This window comes from Dyadobacter sp. HNCC25DJ184 (genome assembly GCF_056895215.1).
On record NZ_JBXHAQ010000022.1, the window covers coordinates 1 to 20,302 of the forward strand.

Genomic DNA, 20,302 nt, shown 5'->3' on the forward strand with positions numbered 1-20,302 from the left:
TGTTATCTCGCTGTCGGAATGACAGAACCAACAAAAAACCACCCTGTTCAAGAATACAGGGCGGTTTCGGGTTAACTAAATATGAACAGGTAATGGGAATTAACAATGTTTATAGATCCTCCAGGGTCTTTCTGAACTGTGCCTCCCGAGATCTCCGGATGAAAACGCTGGCGGTGGCAAGCCCATCAATTATCGCCGGAGGAAACGGGGAGGCACAGTCCTGTATTGGTATTTACTAGTAGATATGAGGTCTTTTGGATAACTGTTGCTGCAAATCGTTTACTTATGATATAGCTCGCGGGTATTCCGCATTTTCTGAGAGCATGATATTTGGCACCACAGATCAACATTATAATCAAAATGTTAAGCAAAGAATGTTATGCTCAATTAAAACGCAATTAAAGGCATCTTAAAAGCGTGTTAAAAGTATAATGAGGAGTAGTCGTCCGGCTATTTCTGAAAGCAATGGCACAAGTAGCTGGATTCGAATTTTGGTATATAAAACGGCTTTGAGAATGAAACTATTTGTTTAAATTTGTGTTAAGTCTATTTACTTAGTAGATTAAATTTTTTGTCCAATTTAAACCATATCAGTATGTCATTAAGACTTGGAGATATTGCCCCTGATTTCGAGGCAAATACCACTCAGGGACCTATAAAATTCCATGAATGGCTGGGAAGTAGCTGGGGATTGTTGTTCTCACATCCTGCAGATTTTACGCCTGTATGTACTACGGAACTTGGCAAGACAGCGTTATTGAAAGGCGATTTTGAAAAGCGCAATGTTAAGGTATTAGCGGTAAGCGTTGACGATCTTGATTCGCACAATCGTTGGATTCCGGATATCAATGAAGTGAACAACACCGAAGTTAACTTCCCGATTATAGCAGACGAAGGACGTAAAGTCGCGGAGCTTTATGATATGATCCACCCGAATGCAAGCGAGAAAGCGACCGTTAGATCGGTATTTGTGATTGGGCCAGATAAGAAGATAAAACTTACTTTGACATATCCGGCTTCAACCGGCCGTAATTTCACTGAAATCCTGCGGGTTATTGATTCTCTTCAACTTACGGCGAACCACAGCGTAGCTACTCCGGCAGACTGGAAAGATGGTGAAGACGTAATAGTTGTACCGGCTGTCAGCACAGAAGATGCTCAAAAGAAGTTTCCAAAAGGTCTAAATATCGTGAAACCGTATTTGCGTTATACGCCGCAGCCAAATAAGTGATTAGCTGTTGACCAATAGCTTTTAGAAAAAGTCCCTGGAAAAAAGAGATAACATCTTCGTCTTCCAGGGACTTTTTCAATATAACATAGGCTTTCGGCAGTCATCTTTCAATTCGCCGGCAACATGGCCATTTCCTCACAACTTCATGGTAAATCCTGACTGTACCTGACAACCTTCCGGCCAATCTTAACCGTAAACGCTATTCCTCTAGCTCCATTGCCTGCTTCACGGCCTCAATCTTGTCATGTTCCTTGCCGTAGTACACCATACTTCTGGCGCCGAGGTAATAGAACCATATCGAAGCTCCCATGCTGATATGACTGATATCGTTGTAATTGAACCAGGGACCGAAACTAAATTTTAGAGCGTGCAATCCCGCCGAAACCGCACCCAACCCCGTTGCAATGAAGATATTGACACTTCCAGGATCTTTTTTCTTTTTATAGACATAAATCTCAATCATACAAAGCATTAGGAACAGCCCGTAAAAGGCGTGAACTTCTACCACACGGAAATCAAGAGTGATGAAAGTCAATACAAAGAATATGGCAAGTTCCAGATAGTTGAGCCAACCCAAAGCATTTCCATTCCTTTTGGAAAGAAGTGGTTTGATATGCCATATCGCAGCCCGTTCGAATAACGCCACGGCGATCATACTGGCAAACCAGCCTGGGATTTTTCCTCTCATACCAGTCAGATATAAAAATCCGTGACCTAGTACACCTCCAATTGCGGTGGCAATCCCCATAAAAAGAAAGAAATACTGAATTTGCTGATACATTCGATGTGATCTTCCCAGTCGATTCAGGTGGAAAAATGCATAAAGACATATTACTGTCATCATCAAGCTGCTTATCACCGAGGAAGGCTCCAAAATGGTAATACCAAAAAGTTTTATCTGATGTACCTTGGAGAAATCTATAACAACATCATTCATAAGTCGCGATTTGAGTCTGTAACGGGAGCAAAGTTTTTTAATATCAACGGCAAATGTACGGGGTTTTGAAATTTTCATGCCAGAGAATTTGAAGCTCTTTTGATGAATGTTCTTCAATGGTCCCATTTTAATTGGGCAAAACAGTCAGCAACCGGTTCAGAAACGAGCAAATTCTACAGAAACGAAGTGAGAAAACTGTCCGTGTAGATCCTTGCTTACGGCTAAAATGCTTGGACGCGCGAAAATTTGGCAGCAAGTAATTATGCTCCGATATATTCTTTTGAAAGAAAGAGAAAATTCGCAGGTCAACTGCCAAAACTACAATCAAGAGGCAATTCCTGACAACAGCATCAATTTTATTAAAGAAGCTTAAACGAGAAACACTCACGCATTCGCTCATTCACAAATTTGCCCAATTCAATGCCCAAATATCTACTCATTCTCGCTCTTTTCGTAGGTCTGAATTACGACAGGACAATTTTTAAAAATGACTCCGATCACGGTTCGGTAGTTTTGAAAGAAACCAAGCTGAGGCTCGTACAGGATGAAAAAGGGGAGACGATCAGCGTATATCGTGGGGATGAAAAATCGCCTATTTTGGTTCAAAATGCAAAAGCTAATTTTCGACCTTTCATCCATCCATTAGTAGCTCCTGATGGAAAAGGTACGCTGACGGAATATAGTCCGGGTCATCATAAACATCAAACTGGTATCTATTGGGGATATACCCGCGTGAATGGCCGTGACTATTTCCATCATCCGGATGGAGACTATTGGAAACGGGTTTCTGCCAACGTGATTCAGGACAAAGGGGAGACTGTAAAATGGCAGACCGTATATAACCTGTTGGATTCCATAGGAAATACTGTATTGACTGAAACTCAAAACTGGTCGATGCGTGAAAAAGATAATAAATATCTCCTTGATATCGAGTGGGTTGGCGACGCGCAGACAGACGTGACAATAGGTAAATATGACTATGGCGGCTTGTTTGTACGCATGCCTTGGAAGGAGGGAATCAATGGAGCCGTAGTGAATGCTGCCCGGCAAAAAAACGAGAAGGCGGAGGGGCAGGTAGCGACTTGGGTTGACATTGGTATGCAGGTTGAAGGTCGGAACGATTTGGCACATATTGCTATTCTCGATCATCCGGAAAATAAGGGATATCCACAGATCTGGCGCGTCGACGGTCAGTTGGGTGCGGGACCAGCACGGGCCAGAAAGGGTGATTGGCATATCAAGAAAGGGGAAAGCGAAACCATCAAACATGAATTGGTGGTATATACTGGGGCTTTTGATGACTTGGGGCTCAATAAAAATTTTGGAGAGTTTATTGGAAATACGGGCATTTACAACTCTACTGCACTTTGGGCTCTCGCTCAAAAGGAAGGAAAGGAAGCGAAGTTTCTGAGCGCGTCCGAAGCCGTTTCGGCCATGACAATAAAGGATGGATTTAAGGTAAATGCATATGCTTCGGAACCGATGATGACACAGCCGATGGCTTTTTGCTGGGATGATCGGGGCAGGATGTGGATTGCTGAAAATAAGGATTACGAGTCGCGAGGAAAAGGTTTTTCAAATGCCGGCGACAGCAGGATTCTGATATTGGAAGATACCGACCACGATGGCGTGGCCGATACCAAAAAGGTTTTTATGGAAGGCATCGCGTTTCCTTCAGCAATCGCGGTTGGGTTTGATGGCGTGTTCATTGGTGCTCCGCCAAACCTTCTGTTTGTACCCGATAAAAATCATGATGACAAAGCCGATATGGATGATATCGAGGTTCGCCTGACTGGTTGGGGGATTCGCGACAGACACGAAACTTTGAACAGCTTTCACTGGGGGCCGGACGGATGGTTGTATGGATTACAAGGATTTGCTACGCCGTCTAAAGTTGGAAAACCAAAAGGGAAGGGCAAAATATATAAACACAATGATCCGTTTCCGGAGGATATATTGGAGGGTGAAGGCACAGATATCAATGGTGGTGTGTGGAGATATCATCCGACCAAGGATAAGTTTGAAGTCGTTGCCCACGGTTTTAGTAATCCATGGGGTATCGATTATGATGCAAACGGGCAATTATTAATAACTGCTTGTGTGATACCTCATTTGTGGTACGTTATTCCCGGTGGCATATATCACCGGCAAGGTGGCAGCCACTTTAATCCATATGTTTACAACGATATCAAAACAATCGCCGATCATAGCCATCGCTCCGCGCATGGTGGTGCAAGGGTATATCTTTCTGACGCTTTTCCAGCATCAGAAAAAGGAAAGATTTTTATGGCTAATATCCATGAACACGGAATTCTATCTGATATTCTCGTGCCCAAAGGGTCAGGATTTGTAGGGAAGCATGGAGATGATTTTATGATGGCTAATAATGCGCAATGGGTTGGATTCAGTATGGAAATCGGGCCGGAAGGGGGGCTATACGTGCTGGACTGGCATGACGCAGATATTTGCGGTTCGTCGGTATTGAATTCGGAGACAGGGAGAATTTTCAGGATTATGCCAACGGTTTCGAACGCAGAAAACTGGGCTGGTCGATATGCCAATCTGGACGAAATGACTGATATTCAACTGGCAGATCTTCAAAAAAGTAAAAGTGAATGGCACGCAAGAACAGCGAGAGTCATTCTACAAAACAGAGCTTTCAAAGGAAAAATAGACAAAGCCGCTACCGCCAGGTTATTCGCGATTTTCGGTGATAAATCAAACGAATCAAATAGACTGAGAGCAATTTGGGCTTTGCAGGTAATCAATAGTCTTACGGAGCAAAATTTACAGGATGCGCTAAACGATCAAAATCAATATATCAGATCCTGGGCAATTCAGTTTTTGTGTGAGGAAAAACAGCCTTCGTCAGTGATTCTTAAAAAATTTGAGGCGATGGCAAAAAGTGATCCTTCGCCGGTAGTCAGACTTTATTTGGCTTCAGCGTTGCAACGGCTGGATATGGCGTCGAGATGGGACATTGTGGCAGGGCTATTGACGCATAAGGAAGATGCCGAGGATCATAATTTACCCAAAATGATATGGTTTGGAATGGAGCCGCTGGTGAAAGTCGATCCAAGCAAATCGCTTTCGCTCGCAGTGGAAAGCCGAATTCCGATGGTAACAAACTTTGTTGCCAGACGCACTGTGGATGCAGACGCTTCGGACCTGTTGATTTCAGCTATCAGTTCAGCCAAAAAGAATCAGGAAGACCTGCTATCCGGGATGCGTGACGGTTTGGAGGGACGCACTGATATCAAAACTCCCGCGAATTGGAAACCTTTATATACAAAACTGAAAACGCAGGGTGGTAAGATTTCTGCGCTGAGTAATGAAATATCAGCCTATTTCGGAGATACTGAGTTAGCAAAAAATTACATGACTGTTTTGAAAAACAGCAAATCGCCTATCGATCAAAGAAAAAAGGCTTTGCAATCATTAGCAGTACAACAGCGTCCTGAATTGGCTGCCGAGTTTCCTGCGTTACTCAATGATCGTGAGTTGAGGCTGGATGCCATCCGGGCCATTGCGGCATATGATCAGGATCCGTTGGGGAAATTACTATTGGATCGTTATCCGACTTTTAATCCAAAAGAGAAGACCGAAGCTTTGCAAACACTCGCATCCCGCCCGAAATATGGCTGGTTGCTCACACAGTCGATTTCCAAAAAAACGATTTCTAAAAGCGAAGTTCCGGTATACCTTGCCCGTCAGTTGCGCAGGGTAGTTGGCAGTGGCTTTGTGGAGGTCTGGGGGCCGATTGATCACATCGCGTCAGATGAGAAAGCGTACAAAAAGTATCGTTCATTGCTGACTGAAGAGCATATCAAGTCCGCGAATGTGAGTAATGGTCGGCGTGTTTTTACAAATACCTGTGCTCCGTGTCATAAAATGTATGGTGAGGGCGGGAATATAGGGCCGGAGCTGACAGGTTCGAACAGGTCTAATACCGAGTATTTGTTGGGCAATATTCTTGATCCAAGCGGAGAAATACAGGATGACTATAAAATGGTCGTCGTTACAACAAGAGATGGCCGGACCTATGTAGGTAATATTACTAAGGAAACTGAACGACAAATTACGTTGCGTGTAGTGGGTCAGGATGCAGTATTGATCAACAAATCGGATATTCAAACCCGTGAGGTGACACCTTCTTCTATGATGCCCGTCGGTTTGCTCGAAACGATGTCGGATCAGGAAATAACTGATCTGATGGGGTATATGCGGACACGGGCACAGGTGCCGAAATGAGTTGAAATACAAGTTTAGAGCGAAATACATCAAGACAATCCTTCATCGGATTGTCTTTTTTTTATATCTATTGGAATTCAATCGTCGGGCGAAATCGGGCAATTGGTAGACAAAAAGCATGCACTCGTCTATTTCGAAAATTATTTCGGAATACAATAATGTTATTTGTATTGTCAAATAAGGCAAAAATAAAAAGCGACAGTACCCCCAACTCATATCTACTTAATATCACCATGAAGAATTTTTTTATTACAAAACTCTCCTTTATGATCCTCCTTATCGGAGGGTTTTGTATAAATCCAAGTTTTGCTCAAAATAGTTCTGCCCCTGCATCAGGCCCGGCGGCATTACAGAACACCCCAACGGGCGACTCTAAGATTTCAGGAACGATTGTCGATTCAACTGCCAAAAAAGGAGTTGAGTTTGCCAGTATTGCATTGATCACGTTGGCAGATAATAAAGTGATCGACGGAACGGTTGCTGACGAAAAGGGAGGTTTTTCCCTAACCAAAGTTGCGCCCGGTTCATATAAACTATTGATATCCTTCATCGGATTTAAAGAAAAAGCAATCAATAACCTTGTCGTTTCAAAAGGAAAAGATTTGGCACTGGGTAATATCCTGATGGCTGCCAGTGTTCAAAATCTTCAGGAGGTGACGATCACCGGAGAGAAGGCAATGGTGGAAGAAAAGGTTGACAGACTGGTATATAATGCAGAAAAAGATATCACCTCAAAAGGTGGTGATGCTTCCGACTTGCTTCGGAAAGTACCAATGTTATCAGTTGACCTGGATGGAAACGTTTCTTTAAGAGGAAGTTCGAATATCAGAGTTTTAATCAATAATAAGCCCTCCACTATCATTGCAAGTAATGTTGCAGACGCTTTAAAGCAGATCCCGGCTGATATGATCAAATCGGTAGAGGTAATAACTTCTCCATCAGCAAAATACGATGCGGAAGGGTCCGGAGGGATCATTAATATCATCACAAAAAAGAACAATCTGCAAGGTCTGACACTCAATGTTGATTCAGGTATTGGCAACAGGGGGTCTAACCTGGGCTTGAACGGCAGTTATCGTAAAGGCAAAATGGGTATCACTCTCGGCGGCTTTGGCCGTGCGTTTTACAACAAAGCGGATGGCGTGATGAATCAGACTACTTTTTCGGGAACGGATTCATTTCTTACTAATCAAACCTCCACTTCGAAGGATAGAGGTTTGTTTGGCCAATATTCACTTGGGTTCGACTATGATCTTGGAAAAAATCAGGCTTTATCGGCTGGTTTGAGATATGGTACAAGGAATTTTATTCAGAAACAAAACCTGACGATCAACCAGTTTGAAAATGACATACTGAATTCAACCGGACAAAGAAAGATTGACCGAAAAGACCTTTCAGGAACGGTAGACTTCAACGTTGACTACATACGCACATTTAAACCGCAACAGGAGTGGAGTATATCCACGCTATACAGCCGCACCGGATTGACGAACAGTTTTAATACTGACATATATTCAGAAACAGGTGCAGTTTCGGAAAAGCAGAAAAATGAAAACAAAAATTACAATTCTGAATTGACATTACAGACTGATTATCAGACGCCGATCAGAAAGAACCAGTTGATTGAGTTTGGTGTGAAAGGGATTTTCAGAAATGTAAACAGCGACTATAAATATTTGCTGGCTGGCGATTCCAATGAGTTTTTCATTGACCCGAGTCGCCCTGCGGGAGCTTTGAATTACAATCAGAATGTAGGGGCAGGATATGTTTCCTATACCTTGACCACGAAAAACAAGTACACATTAAAGGCTGGTACCAGATATGAATATACTGGCATCACGGCTGATTTGGGAGATAAGGGCGCGATTGCAATTCCAAATTATGGTAATCTTGTGCCAAGTATCAACTTGTCGAAAAGCCTTTCCGGATCTACAACTATCAAGGCAGCATATAACCGCCGTATTCAACGTCCTGGTGTTCAACAACTGAATCCAAACGTGAATATTTCAAACCCGCAGAGCATTAGTATGGGTAACCCGGTTTTGAGTCCCGAACTGACGGACAACTTTGAATTGGCTTTAAGTACCAATATCAAAAAGACTTATCTGAATGTCTCAACTTTTGCACGCCAGACGAACAACTCCATTACGCAGGTTCGTACTTCGATTGATACACTGGCAGGTGCGATTTTGACATCATATGCCAACATTGGTAAGCAGCAAGCTTACGGGATGAACGCTTTTGCAAACGTATATCTGACTTCGAAATGGACTTTGAATGGTAGTATCGACCTTCTGCATACCTACATGGAAGGTCAGACCACCACGGCAGAAGGAACTTCTGTGATGGCCAACAATTCGGGGTGGACCTACGGCGGACGTATTATGTCGCAAATATCTTTGCAAAAAGGCTGGGGCCTGCAGGCGTTCGGTTTTTATCGGGGTAGGGAAATCCAGTTGCAAGGTTCGAGAACTGGATTCTATATGTACTCTCTTGGTTTCAAAAAAGACTTTGCCAACAAAAAGGGTAGCATCGGTTTCGGTGCAGAAAACTTCCTGACAAAAGGAGTGAAGTTTACCTCGGATCTAAAGTCGGCCCAGTTCAATCAAAGCAGTTCCACTCAGTTATATAACCGGAATTTCAAAGTCACATTCAGCTACTCCATAGGAAAAATGAGCTTCGACGCTCCACGTAAAAAGACTAAGTCTGTCAATAACACCGACGTAATGAGCGGAGGCGACAGCAAGTAATACATTTAAATTTAGAGATTAGTATTTTGTAACTCCATCGGATTCAAGCGAAAGCTGGTCCGATGGAGTTTTTGTTGTTCAAATATTATGATTGAAACAGCGTTATAAATGATTGGAATTCATACTTTTAGTAATCAATCAACATAGACTACCACCTGCTATGAAATGGTCATTTGTGGTTCAAAAGAAAATGGAAGCGGCGATGTTGCTGACCGGAATTATGCTAGTCATTATTTTGGGCACCATCATTTCAAGGCATAATATTGCAGACATGGGTAAGTCGGCCAGTTCTATTTATCAGGACAGACTGCTGCCTGCTACAACGATTGTATATATTACCGAAAATCTTTACGATAAACGGTTGGCGGTTGAAAAAGCATTAATGACCGACGATGCTGCGATGCTTGCCGAGGCGGGCCATAAGCTCCAGGCTAATAATGCAACGACCGACTCTTTGGTGAACTCCTTTGAAAAGTCCTTTCTGGTTGCTCAGGAGGAAAAGAGTTTATCGGCGTTGAAGAATAATCTTGACGAATACATACGTGCAGAGAAGAGAATTATCCAGCTGTGCGAGGCAGGCCAAAAAGATGCAGCAAGGGTGATATTTGAAAAAGCAAATGAGTCTGTTTTTCCTGAAACAATAAGAAATCTAAATGATTTGACTAGTTTACAATCGTCGGTGGGCAAAGAGTTGATCAGAGATTCCAAAAGTGATATGGCCAGCGTTGACAATATTCTGCTTTTTCAGATCACGATGGCCGTTATTATTGGATTGGTTGTCTTGGTTTTTATTCAGGGTGCGAGGATTATCCAGCAAGCCGGATCGGATGGAAATGCCAAGAAAGACCCCCATTTTCACCTGAACTGATTTTCAAAATTGACTTGAGATTATCAGGATAATACGATCAGTGATTGTCATAAAATTTACTCCCAGTCGGGGACAGATTTAAAATAAAAAATGGAGCAATCCCGAAAGAACTGCTCCATTTTATAATATTCTTTTAGCTACTTAGTTGCCTACTTTTCTTCCTTTCAAGGTTTCTCTCGAATTGTTCACCTGTTTTAAAAGATCCTTTTTTACAAAAAGTCGGGTTCCATTTCCTGATTGAAGATCGAAAGTTCTCTGTTTGTATTCAAACTTGTTGTTTGACAGTACATCGATAAAATAATGCTGACCGCTCAGATTAAACTTCATGCCTTTCTGATCTGATTGCGTATCATCCCAGGAAACAAATATGGCACCATCCGTCGAAGACAAGGAAACCCCCGGCGTAAACGGCAATACGTTAATGGTCTGGATACTTTTTCCGTTACTCATCGTAATCTGGCCTTCCGGGTTTACCTTAATATCGTTTGGATCCGAAACTTCCCGTTTAATGGTGATCGGCTTGTCGTTGAAAAACTGCACTTTATTCAACGGAATACCCGCAGCCTCCAGATCCTTCCTCAAATCCTCTGTGAAAACGGTATAGTTCGAAAGAGGGACAGAATTCATTGTTGTACACGACACCCCGGAGAAGAGAAGTATTCCGGCTATTAATTTTTTTACGAAGTTCATTTTAAGAATTAAAGTTATTGAGTTCTGATTCGAGATTTTTCAACTATCATTTTCGCAATATTAGTAAAAAGGCAGACCTATACCAATTGCTTTTATAATCCGGTCCGGCTGACAATGTGTCAGTGTGATCGTGTGTGAATGTTAATGGAACGCTAATTTGTGGGGAGTATTGTCAAAGGAAAAATTTTAAATTCAATATAAATCTAAAACCAGTCATAACTATGGAATCAGTGATTCAGGAAAAAGGAAACCTCAGTATCCATACTGAAAACATATTTCCGATTATCAAGAAATTCCTTTACTCGGACCACGAAATATTCTTAAGAGAGCTCGTTTCCAATGCGGTAGATGCTTCCCAGAAAATCAAAAAACTGGCGTCTTACGGTGAGTATAATGGCGAGTTGGGCGATCTGAAAGTGACAGTTAAGCTTGATAAAGACGCCAGAACGATTACGATCAGCGACAACGGTATCGGGATGACCGCTGACGAAATTAAGAAGTATATCAACCAGATTGCGTTTTCAGGAGCAACTGAATTCGTAGAGAAATATAAAGACAAAGGTGAAGACGGTAAGATCATCGGCCATTTCGGGCTTGGGTTTTATTCTGCCTATATGGTTGCCAGCAATGTTGAGATCATTACCAAATCTTACAAGGAAGGTGCCGAAGCCGTAAAATGGGTTTGCGACGGATCGACAGAATTTGAACTTTCGTCGGTTGAAAAAGAGGAGAGAGGAAGTGATATCATTCTTCACATCGCGGAAGATTCAGACGAATTTCTGGAATCATATCGTCTGAAAGGGATTCTCGAGAAATATGGCAAATTCCTGCCGATTCAGATCGAGTTTGAAGAAAAGATTATCAATAATCCTGCGCCTATCTGGATCAAAAATCCGTCTGAATTGACAGACGAGGATTATCTTGCTTTCTATAAAGAGCTATATCCATTCAGTGAAGATCCATTGTTCTGGATTCACCTGAATGTGGATTATCCGTTCAACCTGACCGGGGTATTGTATTTCCCTAAATTGAAAAACGATTTTCAGGGTCAACGCGAGAAAATTCAACTTTACAGCCGTCAGGTATTTATTACAGACGAAGTGAAGGATATCGTTCCCGATTTCCTCCAGTTGCTGCATGGTGTAATTGATTCGCCGGATATCCCTCTTAACGTTTCAAGAAGTTATTTGCAGGCCGACGGAAATGTGAAGAAAATTAACGGATACATTACACGTAAGGTAGCCGACAAGCTTTCTGAAATTTTCAAAAACGACCGCGAAGGGTTTGAGAAGAAGTTTGACGATATTGGTTTGTTCGTTAAATACGGTATCATCAGCGACGAGAAGTTTTATGAAAAGGCAAAAGATTTCTGTTTACTGAAAAACGTGGACGGCAAATACTTCACTTTCGAAGAATATCGTGAGTTTGTGAAAGAGAACCAGACGGATCAAAATGATACACAGGTTTGGCTATATACTTCTGACGAGCAAAAGCAGGATGCGTTCATTCAATCGGCTAAGAAACGTAACTATGATATACTGGTATTGTCGAGTGTAATTGATTCACATTTCATCAATGCCATTGAGCAAAAGCTCGAAAAGGTGAGCGTCAAACGAGTGGATTCTGATACGCTGGACAAGCTTATTGAGAAAGAGTTCAAGTTGGAAAGCGTCCTTTCTCAGGAAGATCAGGATGCGGTAAAGAAGATATTTGAAGAGATATCAACTAGTAAAAGTGCTCATATTCAGGTAGACCCAATGCCGGTAGACGAACTTCCGGTAGTGATTACTTTCCCTGAATTTATGAGAAGGATGACCGACATGCAGGCAACTTCGGGGCAAAAGTCGATGTTCGGTGATATGCCGTTGATGTATACTGTGTCACTTAATGCAAACCATCCGCTGATTGGAAGAATACTGAAGGATGAGGATTCTGAGCATCAAAAAGTAATAGCAAAACAGGTTTTTGATCTTGCTTTGTTGTCACAAGGCTTGTTGAGTGGAAATGACTTGACTCAATTCATTCAGCGGACTGTTAGTACGATATAGTCGGGACGAAAGCCGAAGTTTTTTGGCAAATGGAATATATAGTCAGGTTTTGTCAGGGGATTGTCATTTGTTGTGTAAAAGTTCAAACTTGACACCCGCTGGTTTTTCTTGATTTTTGGAGTTATTAATATGAAAAGACCGCCGGAGACGGCGGTCTTTTTTAATGATATTTCCCCAGAAGGATTCGTTGCTTGAGTTCGTTGAACTTTTCTAAATCTCCTTCTGAGATCAATTTAGCTTGCTGTGGCCATGTCGTCGGATCATGGATTTGAAATCTCGCACCAGCATTTTTCAGGATGGATACCAGGCGAATAGGCGAGGTTTCGGCCAGCTGCAGGTAAGTGTAAATCTCTTGCTTATTCAGCAATTCCTCGATTTTTGGTCCAATTCCTTCAACAATCGTCAAATCGTCCGAATTTATCTCTGTTGACTTCTCTACTACTGGCTGTTCTTTTCTGACGGTTTTTGGAGTAGCAGAAAGTGTGATAACAGATGTCCGTTTCAAATGATTGGACTGGCATTCTGCTAATTCCTGTCGGCTTGAAACAATTTTGCTTTTCAAACTTTTGGTATTAAAACGCCTGAGCAGTTTAGCGAGCAAAAAGCCGGTAAAAGCCGCGGGAATAAGCAGAAATAATATTTCAAAAATTGCTTCTAACTGAGGATGCAGGTTGGTGTCCAGATGAATCATTTCTTATAATGCAGGTTTTCATTAAGCCACATACGGCAAACTTTTTAAAACTTGTTGTTAGCCTGCAGCTCCACTTGCAGCTCTTTCAAGGCATCCCAGCTTCTTGACGCGGCAAGTCCGGCCTGCTGCTGCCAGATCACCACGTCTCTGATCTGATAACTTTCATCCCAACGTGCGAGTTGCTGTTTCAAATGGATAGGATGGTGTACATGAAGCTGCCTGAACGTGAATATACCCAGTTGATTGAGCAAATTCTGCTCCTTAGATTGTATTCCCAGCAATGCCGAAAGATCATCCTTTTCTATTTTGGGAGAGTCTTCATTATGGGCCAAATCCAGTACTTCAGGTTTGCTTTCTCTTACCAGATCGTTTTGGAATCGGGTATGTATACTCAGACAGTTTTCGAGGTCAAACTCAATTTTAGCCAGCATATCCTCCAGATAAAGGGAATGTTTTTTGTGATTAACAAAGCCGATAGCAAATCCCAGCAGCAAAGCAATGATCATCATGACGATGTACTGTAGTAATGTCTCGTGGTCCTTAGGTATATAAAACTGAATCATTTTTCGAAGTTATCTATTGAACGACCATTGTTACACGACGATTGGCTCTCTTCCCTTTCAATGTGCTGTTTGACTCTTTGGGCTCGGTTTCCCCTTTGCCGACTGCTACAATCTGATCGCCGTTGATTCCCAAAGCTATCAACTTTTTTCGTATCGAGGACGCCCTTTTGACAGACAGCTGCAGATTCCATTCTGCACTATCTTCATTGTCCGTATGTCCTGTCAAGACGAGTTTCCTATTCGGGTCGGCGTCAAGGAATACTTTTGCCAGTGCGAGAAACTCCTGATTTTCGGATGTTTTGACATAATCAGAGCTGCCAAACGAAAAATAGAGGTCGATGGGTTTGAACAAAACTTCGAATTTTTGATCCTTCGGAGCGGCTTTTTCGACAATGGTTGTCGCGCCTGCAATTTCCATTTTAATAATACCCGTGATACTATCCCCGTAAATGAAAGCTTCCTTGGCGACAATACCAGTCGTTCGTACGGATTCCGTGGGAATTCCCCGGGAAACGATCAGATACTTGATTTGTTCAGCCCTTGCGATCCCAAGGTTAGCGAATGGCGAGTTGTTGTTTTCTGCATTCAGATATCCACCCTTGATATCTAGAACTTGCGAGCTGTTAGCAGCCAGCCGCTGAATAAGGGTATCAATCTCATCGCCGATCGTGGTTGTATCGGGCGTATAGCCTGAAATAGCGAACGAGAAATCATTGTTACGACGGGAATGCAGTGTTCTTTCGATGGAATCTTTTAATGTCTGAGCGAGAAGGGATTTTTGTGAAACATGATTTACATTGAATAGAGAAGGGATAAGGGTGAAGCCGCAAAGCTGCCGGATCTGACATACATGCCAATAGGAAGAACCTACCAACCAGGCAACTAGAAGTGTCCACCAAAAAGTTTTTGATTTGAACATGTCTTAGCGTTATTAGTATTGACCTATTAAGTAAGAGGTACTTATAATATACTAATAAGGACTGGAAGTCACATCAAATGAAAATAAAAAAGGCCACTTTGTGAAAATAAAGTGGCCTTTGCAATGCTATCTGTTCATGGAGATTAAGAACTCCTCATTGGATCGGGTGCCTTTCATATGTTCCAGCAGGAAGTCCATGGACTCCATTGGGTTCATATCAGACATATGTTTTCTCAAAATCCAAACCTTTTTCAATGTCTCTTTGTCAAGAAGTAAATCTTCACGTCTGGTACCAGATGCCATCACGTCAATAGCGGGGAAAACACGTTTGTTGCTCAATTTACGATCAAGCTGAAGTTCCATGTTACCAGTACCTTTAAATTCTTCAAAGATAACCTCGTCCATTTTAGAACCCGTATCGATCAGGGCAGTTGCTATAATGGTTAGGGAACCACCGTTCTCAACATTTCTCGCTGCTCCAAAGAAACGTTTTGGTTTGTGAAGTGCGTTGGCATCCACACCACCTGAGAGTATCTTACCAGAAGAAGGAACAACAGTATTGTATGCACGGGCAAGACGAGTGATAGAGTCAAGCAAAATAACGACGTCATGGCCGCATTCTACCATCCTTTTCGCTTTTTCGAGCACGATACTAGCCACTTTAACGTGGCGGTCGGCTTGCTCATCAAATGTTGAAGCAATTACTTCAGCGCGAACGCTACGCTGCATATCTGTAACCTCTTCCGGACGTTCGTCTATCAAAAGTATTAACAAAAACACCTCTGGGTGGTTTCTTATAATACCATTTGCAATTTCTTTAAGTAGAACAGTCTTACCAGTTTTGGGCTGAGCCACGATCATACCCCTTTGTCCTTTTCCGATCGGAGCAAACAAATCCAATATCCGGGTTGAGTATTGGTCAGGTCGTGAGCTTAATCTCAAACACTCCTCAGGAAATAAAGGAGTAAGATATTCAAAAGGAATACGATCTCTGATTTCTTCAGTAGTTTTACCGTTAACGGTTTCTACCCGAAGCAAGGCAAAATATTTTTCACCTTCTTTCGGAGGTCTGATTTGTCCTTTGACGGTATCGCCCGTTTTTAGTCCAAATAGTTTTATCTGTGACGGTGATACGTATATATCATCCGGACTTGCAAGGTAGTTGTAATCGGCAGAGCGAAGGAAGCCGTAGCCGCCGTCCTGCATAATTTCGAGCACACCTTCATTAACGATAAGACCATCAAATTCTCTAACGTAGTTATTATAGTTACGCTTGATTTTTGAGGATGGATCCTCACGCTGGTTTTGATTAGCTCCTTTTTCTCCCTGCTCGTGAGGTTTTCTTTGAGGTTTCTCTCCTTCCGAAACCGGCGTTTCCGCAGGTTGTTCGGTTACTTCTGTCTGAGGTGCTACTTCTTCATTTGTCGAGGCATTGTCGATAGAAGCAGATTCAGGGATTTCCTCTTTTCCAAGGTCATCCAGCGTATCTTCTCCCATATCGGAAATGATTTCTCTGGTTTGAACTGTATCGAAAAGTGGAGCGGAGAATTTTATTTGAGGTTTTGCGTCTCTTTTAGGTTTAGGGCCTTTTGAGAGAGGTTTGATATTGGGGCTAACAGAATCTTGTTCTTCATTTCCCGAGAGAGGCCTTCTTGCTCTCTTTTTCTTTGGCTCGTCAGTCGAAAGTTCGGTTTCTTCTGACTGAGGGGATGTGTTTTCTTGGGAGGACATTATTTTATTGATCAATTCTTTTTTAGGTACTTTGCTGTCAACAATACCCAAGCCTGCCGCTATCTCTTTAAGTTCAGATAGAAGCTTAATGTTCAAATCATCGATTGTAAGCATACAAAGAAGAAGTAAGAGGATTTCTTACCAACGTGTTTTTAAGATTGTAAATGATATTTTGTTCGCAACATCGGGATCGGAAGGCCCGGAGTCAAGTGACGGTCATTGATGTATGTATATGGATTTTTAGGCTTTGGTCTTTGCCAGGAAGCACTTAAGGATTAGAAATATTAACTATAAAAGTCAGTAATAATTAAAACTAATGATGGGTCGTGAGTACTATTCGAAAAGAATTTTATTAGCCGACGTAACCTGAATAGCTACCTTTGAATTGAAATAATCTGGGGGGAATCGGTTATTGATCGTATTGCGAAGATAACGTACGCTCCGAAACAAAACAAATATTCTTCTAAATTATTTTGCGATACCAATGTAACAAACATGTAATGAGTTATTGTTCCATTTGATTTGCTCTTTTTAACATTATTTAAGCCAAATATAACATTGGCCGCTCAACGCGGTTAGTATATATCCGATTAAAAGATGAATTTTGCAGGATTATGAATATAGTCATAGACAGTGGCAACACGTTTTTTAAGATAGGTTTCTTTGAAAAAGATCAGTTGATCAAATTCGAAAAGGGGCTTTCTTTAACTGACGTGGTGGAAATCGTTACCAGATCGCGACCTGAACATATTCTATTTAGTTCGGTCAGTTTGAGGGTAGAAGATTTTATCTTAGCTCTGGGGCTGGATATACCTGTATTGAACTTGTCTGGGACAACACCGCTTCCGATAGAAAAAGATTACCTCACACCTGAAACGTTGGGGGCTGACAGACTGGCATCTGCCGTGGGTGCGAATGATATGTATCCCGGCGAAAATGTGATGATCATAGATATGGGAACTTGCATCACTTACGACATGATCGATGCAGGAGCTGTATTTCAGGGTGGAATTATTTCTCCGGGAGTTGAGATGCGCTTTAAGGCTATTCATACGTTTACTAAGAGACTGCCATTATTATCAGCAGAAAAAGACCCGGTTTTTGTTGGAAAAAGCACGCACCAGGCCATCGAAAGTGGGGTGATGAATGGGATACTTGCAGAAATGGAAGGAATTATAGAACGCTACCGACACATTTATGGCACAATGCGCGTACTATTATGTGGTGGCGATGCCTCTTACTTTGAAAGTAGCCTGAAACCACCCATCTTTGTGGTGCCGGAATTAGTTTTAATCGGTTTGAACAGAATTTTAACATATAATGTCTCTTAAAAGTAGGTTTAAATTACTGACTCTAGTAATTACGTTAGGTTGGAGTTGTCTGATTTCCATTCACTCAAATGCCCAGGGTCTCGGGAATTCACCATATTCTTCATTAGGTATTGGCGAGCTTTTAGGAGAAGCATATTCCGATAGCTATGGTATGGGTCAAGCCGGAGTGAGTGTTGGAAACGGATTTCAAACAAACAATCTCAATCCAGCATTATGGGTTAGAAATCGGTTTACGACACTTGATTTTGGACTTGTAGGTCAATATAAAGATATCGCTTCCGGAAAAAGTAATCAAAAAAATTTAGGCGTCAACCTTGGATATGTGGCTCTGAACTTTCCCGTTTCGACAAAATGGAATCTTGGTGTGAGCCTTATGCCATATAGTTTTGTGGATTTTGAAAATACATTTACACGAACCATCCCAGGAACTGCTTACCCGGCATATTACGTCACGAGTGGAAAAGGGGGGTTAAATAAGGCGTCGGTAACGAATGCTTTCCAGATTGGAAAATATCTTAGCTTAGGTCTGGAAGCGTCGTATTTTTTCGGAAATACCAAAAGGTCGTCTCAAGTGCAAATCGCTTTGCCTTTTGGAGAAGCGTCCAACTATGAGGTAAGCTATAATGATAGAATACAGGTATCTGATGTCTCTTTGAGAGGTGGTTTTGCGTTGCGGGTTCCGGTAAAGAAGAACAACAAATTGTTTTTTAACCTTGGAGGGACTTATAGCCTGGGTAACCAGCTGAGTGCATCTAGCACTACGACTGTTGAAGTGGGTTCAGGTCTTTCTAGTCCATTTTTATCTGATACGCTTGATAACAATTTGAGTGGGTCACTCACATTACCATCTCAATACAGAACAGGTATTAGCTTTGAATGGCCGTATAAGTTACTGCTATCTGCCGATTATAGCTATCAGAATTGGTCAAAATACAAGGGATATTCCGGAAGTAATGACGGGATGAGGAATGCCAGAAGATTTCATGTAGGTGCGGAGTATTTGCCTGGCTTTACATCGCTTGCTTATTTCAACCGGGTTCGTTACCGGGCAGGTTTCAGCACCGGTCCTACAGCATACGTTGTGAATGGAAGAGGAGTTAATGACTCTAATATCAGTATCGGGGTTACATTTCCAATGGGGCAGGGGTACTCTAACTATATCTCAGTGGCGTTTGTCGGCGGTCAGCGTGGTAATTCCACAGCAGGTGGAATGGTTCGCGAGCGGTATGCAAGAATGGTGCTTGGGCTGACGTTGATGGATAGATGGTTTGTTAAACAAAAACTTGAATAATTCTGAATCGTTGATGACGAATTTATTATATATAAAAACAATTTTAGCCAGTGGGTTCTACCTGCTGGTTTCACTTTTATGTGCCAGTCTGTTTTCTTCCTGTGAAGAAAAAAAAGACAAAATTGGAAAACCTTACAACGGACCTATCGAGATCGTAAACGATGTGCAGGTGCTATATAGCGAGCAGGGTATGAGAAAGGTGCAGATGAAGACTCCTAAGGAGTTGAAGTATCGCAACGAGGATAAAGTTTTTCCGGATACCGTCAATATTGATTTCTATGATCCAACAGGTCTACTGATCACGCGTCTGCGTGCAGATTCGGGGCGTTATGAGAAGAGCTCAGATATTTATCTGGTAATAGGGAATGTCAGAGTTGTAAAATCCCAAACTAACGAGATTCTCAAAACCTCGGAACTTCGGTGGAGCCCACGAACACAGAAGGTATTTACTGATAAGCCGATTTCGATCAGAAATCAGCTGACTAACGAGGTGACTAACGCAGTCGGCATGGACGCCGAACAGGATTTTTCAAGAATAAAATTCCGGAAAGGAACTGGTACTTATAGATTTGAGGGGCTTCCGAATTCTACTTCCCAGGACACTTCGAAAGTGAATTCTGCACAAACTCGGTAGTTGTTATCAACGAATCCCGACCCCATTTCACTTTCACAAAAGTCATTATTTCTGCAATTTCCAGGTCGGTGAGTTTGGCATTTCCTGGCATAGGTCTGCCTTTCGAACCGGGCGTGCCATATTTGATCATGCAGGGCATTATTTCAGCTTGCTGAAAGACTTTTGCTTCCAGAAGCGGTGGATATAGATTGGCCATTCCTTTCCCGTTGTCCTGGTGGCAATTGGCGCAGTGCGTTGTATAAAGCTGGTACCCTTCCACGAAATACTGCTCCTTTTTTAATTCCTCGGCGCTCTGGCAGGAGAATATCCAAATACCCGAGAATCCCGAAAGACAAAGGGCGAATATCGCATTACGCATATTTCTCAT

16 protein-coding genes are annotated in these 20,302 nt (G+C 42.2%); 9 read left to right on the top strand and 7 right to left on the bottom strand.

Annotation, left to right across the window (positions count from 1 at the left end; all coding sequences use genetic code 11):
• Both AC1XUD_RS24500 and AC1XUD_RS24505 read left to right on the top strand, forming a co-directional pair.
• A partial coding sequence (locus tag AC1XUD_RS24500) for a hypothetical protein (RefSeq protein ID WP_483363678.1) occupies nt 1-239 on the top strand: 239 nt, incomplete at its 5' end.
• A 356-nt stretch (nt 240-595) separates the two neighbouring features.
• Nucleotides 596-1,231 carry a peroxiredoxin gene (locus AC1XUD_RS24505; RefSeq protein ID WP_483363679.1) on the top strand — a complete coding sequence of 212 codons (636 nt, stop codon included), beginning with the start codon at nt 596-598 and terminating at the stop codon, nt 1,229-1,231.
• Nucleotides 1,232-1,430: 199 nt separating this feature from the next.
• On the opposite strand, the gene AC1XUD_RS24510 is transcribed toward AC1XUD_RS24505, so the two are convergent.
• Entirely contained in the window at nt 1,431-2,246 is an 816-nt protein-coding gene (locus tag AC1XUD_RS24510) for a DUF6962 family protein (protein WP_483363680.1), read from the bottom strand.
• 342 nt (nt 2,247-2,588) lie between these two features.
• Here AC1XUD_RS24510 and AC1XUD_RS24515 point away from each other — a divergent pair, with 342 nt between their 5' ends.
• The 3 genes from AC1XUD_RS24515 (at nt 2,589) to AC1XUD_RS24525 (ending at nt 10,037) form a co-directional block, all read left to right on the top strand.
• Nucleotides 2,589-6,419: a PVC-type heme-binding CxxCH protein gene (locus AC1XUD_RS24515; protein WP_483363681.1), complete on the top strand. Its 3,831-nt coding sequence runs from the start codon at nt 2,589-2,591 to the stop codon at nt 6,417-6,419.
• A gap of 266 nt (nt 6,420-6,685) precedes the next feature.
• Nucleotides 6,686-9,169 carry a TonB-dependent receptor gene (locus tag AC1XUD_RS24520; protein WP_483363682.1) on the top strand — a complete coding sequence of 828 codons (2,484 nt, stop codon included), beginning with the start codon at nt 6,686-6,688 and terminating at the stop codon, nt 9,167-9,169.
• 160 nt (nt 9,170-9,329) lie between these two features.
• On the top strand, nt 9,330-10,037 hold the full coding sequence (locus AC1XUD_RS24525; RefSeq protein ID WP_483363683.1) for an MCP four helix bundle domain-containing protein: 708 nt from the start codon (nt 9,330-9,332) through the stop codon (nt 10,035-10,037).
• Between the two features lie 141 nt (nt 10,038-10,178).
• On the opposite strand, the gene AC1XUD_RS24530 is transcribed toward AC1XUD_RS24525, so the two are convergent.
• Entirely contained in the window at nt 10,179-10,664 is a 486-nt protein-coding gene (locus tag AC1XUD_RS24530) for a hypothetical protein (RefSeq protein ID WP_483363684.1), read from the bottom strand.
• 284 nt (nt 10,665-10,948) lie between these two features.
• On the opposite strand from AC1XUD_RS24530, the gene htpG reads away from it, so the two are divergent.
• Nucleotides 10,949-12,775 (top strand): molecular chaperone HtpG, encoded by a 1,827-nt coding sequence (htpG, locus tag AC1XUD_RS24535; RefSeq protein ID WP_483363685.1) that lies wholly within the window; start codon nt 10,949-10,951, stop codon nt 12,773-12,775.
• Nucleotides 12,776-12,935: 160 nt separating this feature from the next.
• Here htpG and AC1XUD_RS24540 read toward each other — a convergent pair whose 3' ends face one another.
• The 4 genes from AC1XUD_RS24540 to rho form a co-directional block, all read right to left on the bottom strand.
• Nucleotides 12,936-13,466, bottom strand: coding sequence for a hypothetical protein (locus AC1XUD_RS24540; RefSeq protein WP_483363686.1), 531 nt, complete (start codon nt 13,464-13,466; stop codon nt 12,936-12,938).
• Nucleotides 13,467-13,510: 44 nt separating this feature from the next.
• A complete protein-coding gene (locus AC1XUD_RS24545) occupies nt 13,511-14,029 on the bottom strand; it encodes a hypothetical protein (protein WP_483363687.1) in 519 nt (172 codons plus the stop codon).
• Nucleotides 14,030-14,042: 13 nt separating this feature from the next.
• Nucleotides 14,043-14,948, bottom strand: a complete 906-nt coding sequence (locus AC1XUD_RS24550; protein WP_483363688.1) for an OmpA family protein — start codon at nt 14,946-14,948, stop codon at nt 14,043-14,045.
• 126 nt (nt 14,949-15,074) lie between these two features.
• The gene (gene rho, locus AC1XUD_RS24555; protein WP_483363689.1) at nt 15,075-16,793 is read right to left on the bottom strand and encodes a transcription termination factor Rho; all 1,719 of its coding nucleotides are present in this window, start codon (nt 16,791-16,793) and stop codon (nt 15,075-15,077) included.
• 500 nt (nt 16,794-17,293) lie between these two features.
• Between rho and AC1XUD_RS24560 the strand changes: the two genes are divergently transcribed.
• From AC1XUD_RS24560 to lptC, 3 genes are read left to right on the top strand one after another with little or no spacing between them, the layout of a single operon-like run.
• On the top strand, nt 17,294-18,010 hold the full coding sequence (locus AC1XUD_RS24560; RefSeq protein ID WP_483363690.1) for a type III pantothenate kinase: 717 nt from the start codon (nt 17,294-17,296) through the stop codon (nt 18,008-18,010).
• Nucleotides 18,000-19,301: a BamG family beta-barrel-assembly machinery protein gene (gene bamG, locus AC1XUD_RS24565; RefSeq protein WP_483363691.1), complete on the top strand. Its 1,302-nt coding sequence runs from the start codon at nt 18,000-18,002 to the stop codon at nt 19,299-19,301. Before AC1XUD_RS24560 ends, bamG begins: the two co-directional genes overlap by 11 nt.
• A gap of 13 nt (nt 19,302-19,314) precedes the next feature.
• Complete coding sequence (gene lptC, locus AC1XUD_RS24570; protein ID WP_483363692.1) at nt 19,315-19,935, top strand: LPS export ABC transporter periplasmic protein LptC; 621 nt, start codon at nt 19,315-19,317, stop codon at nt 19,933-19,935.
• Here lptC and AC1XUD_RS24575 read toward each other — a convergent pair.
• Entirely contained in the window at nt 19,889-20,302 is a 414-nt protein-coding gene (locus AC1XUD_RS24575; protein WP_483363693.1) for a c-type cytochrome, read from the bottom strand. The two genes, lptC and AC1XUD_RS24575, sit on opposite strands and share 47 nt — an antisense overlap.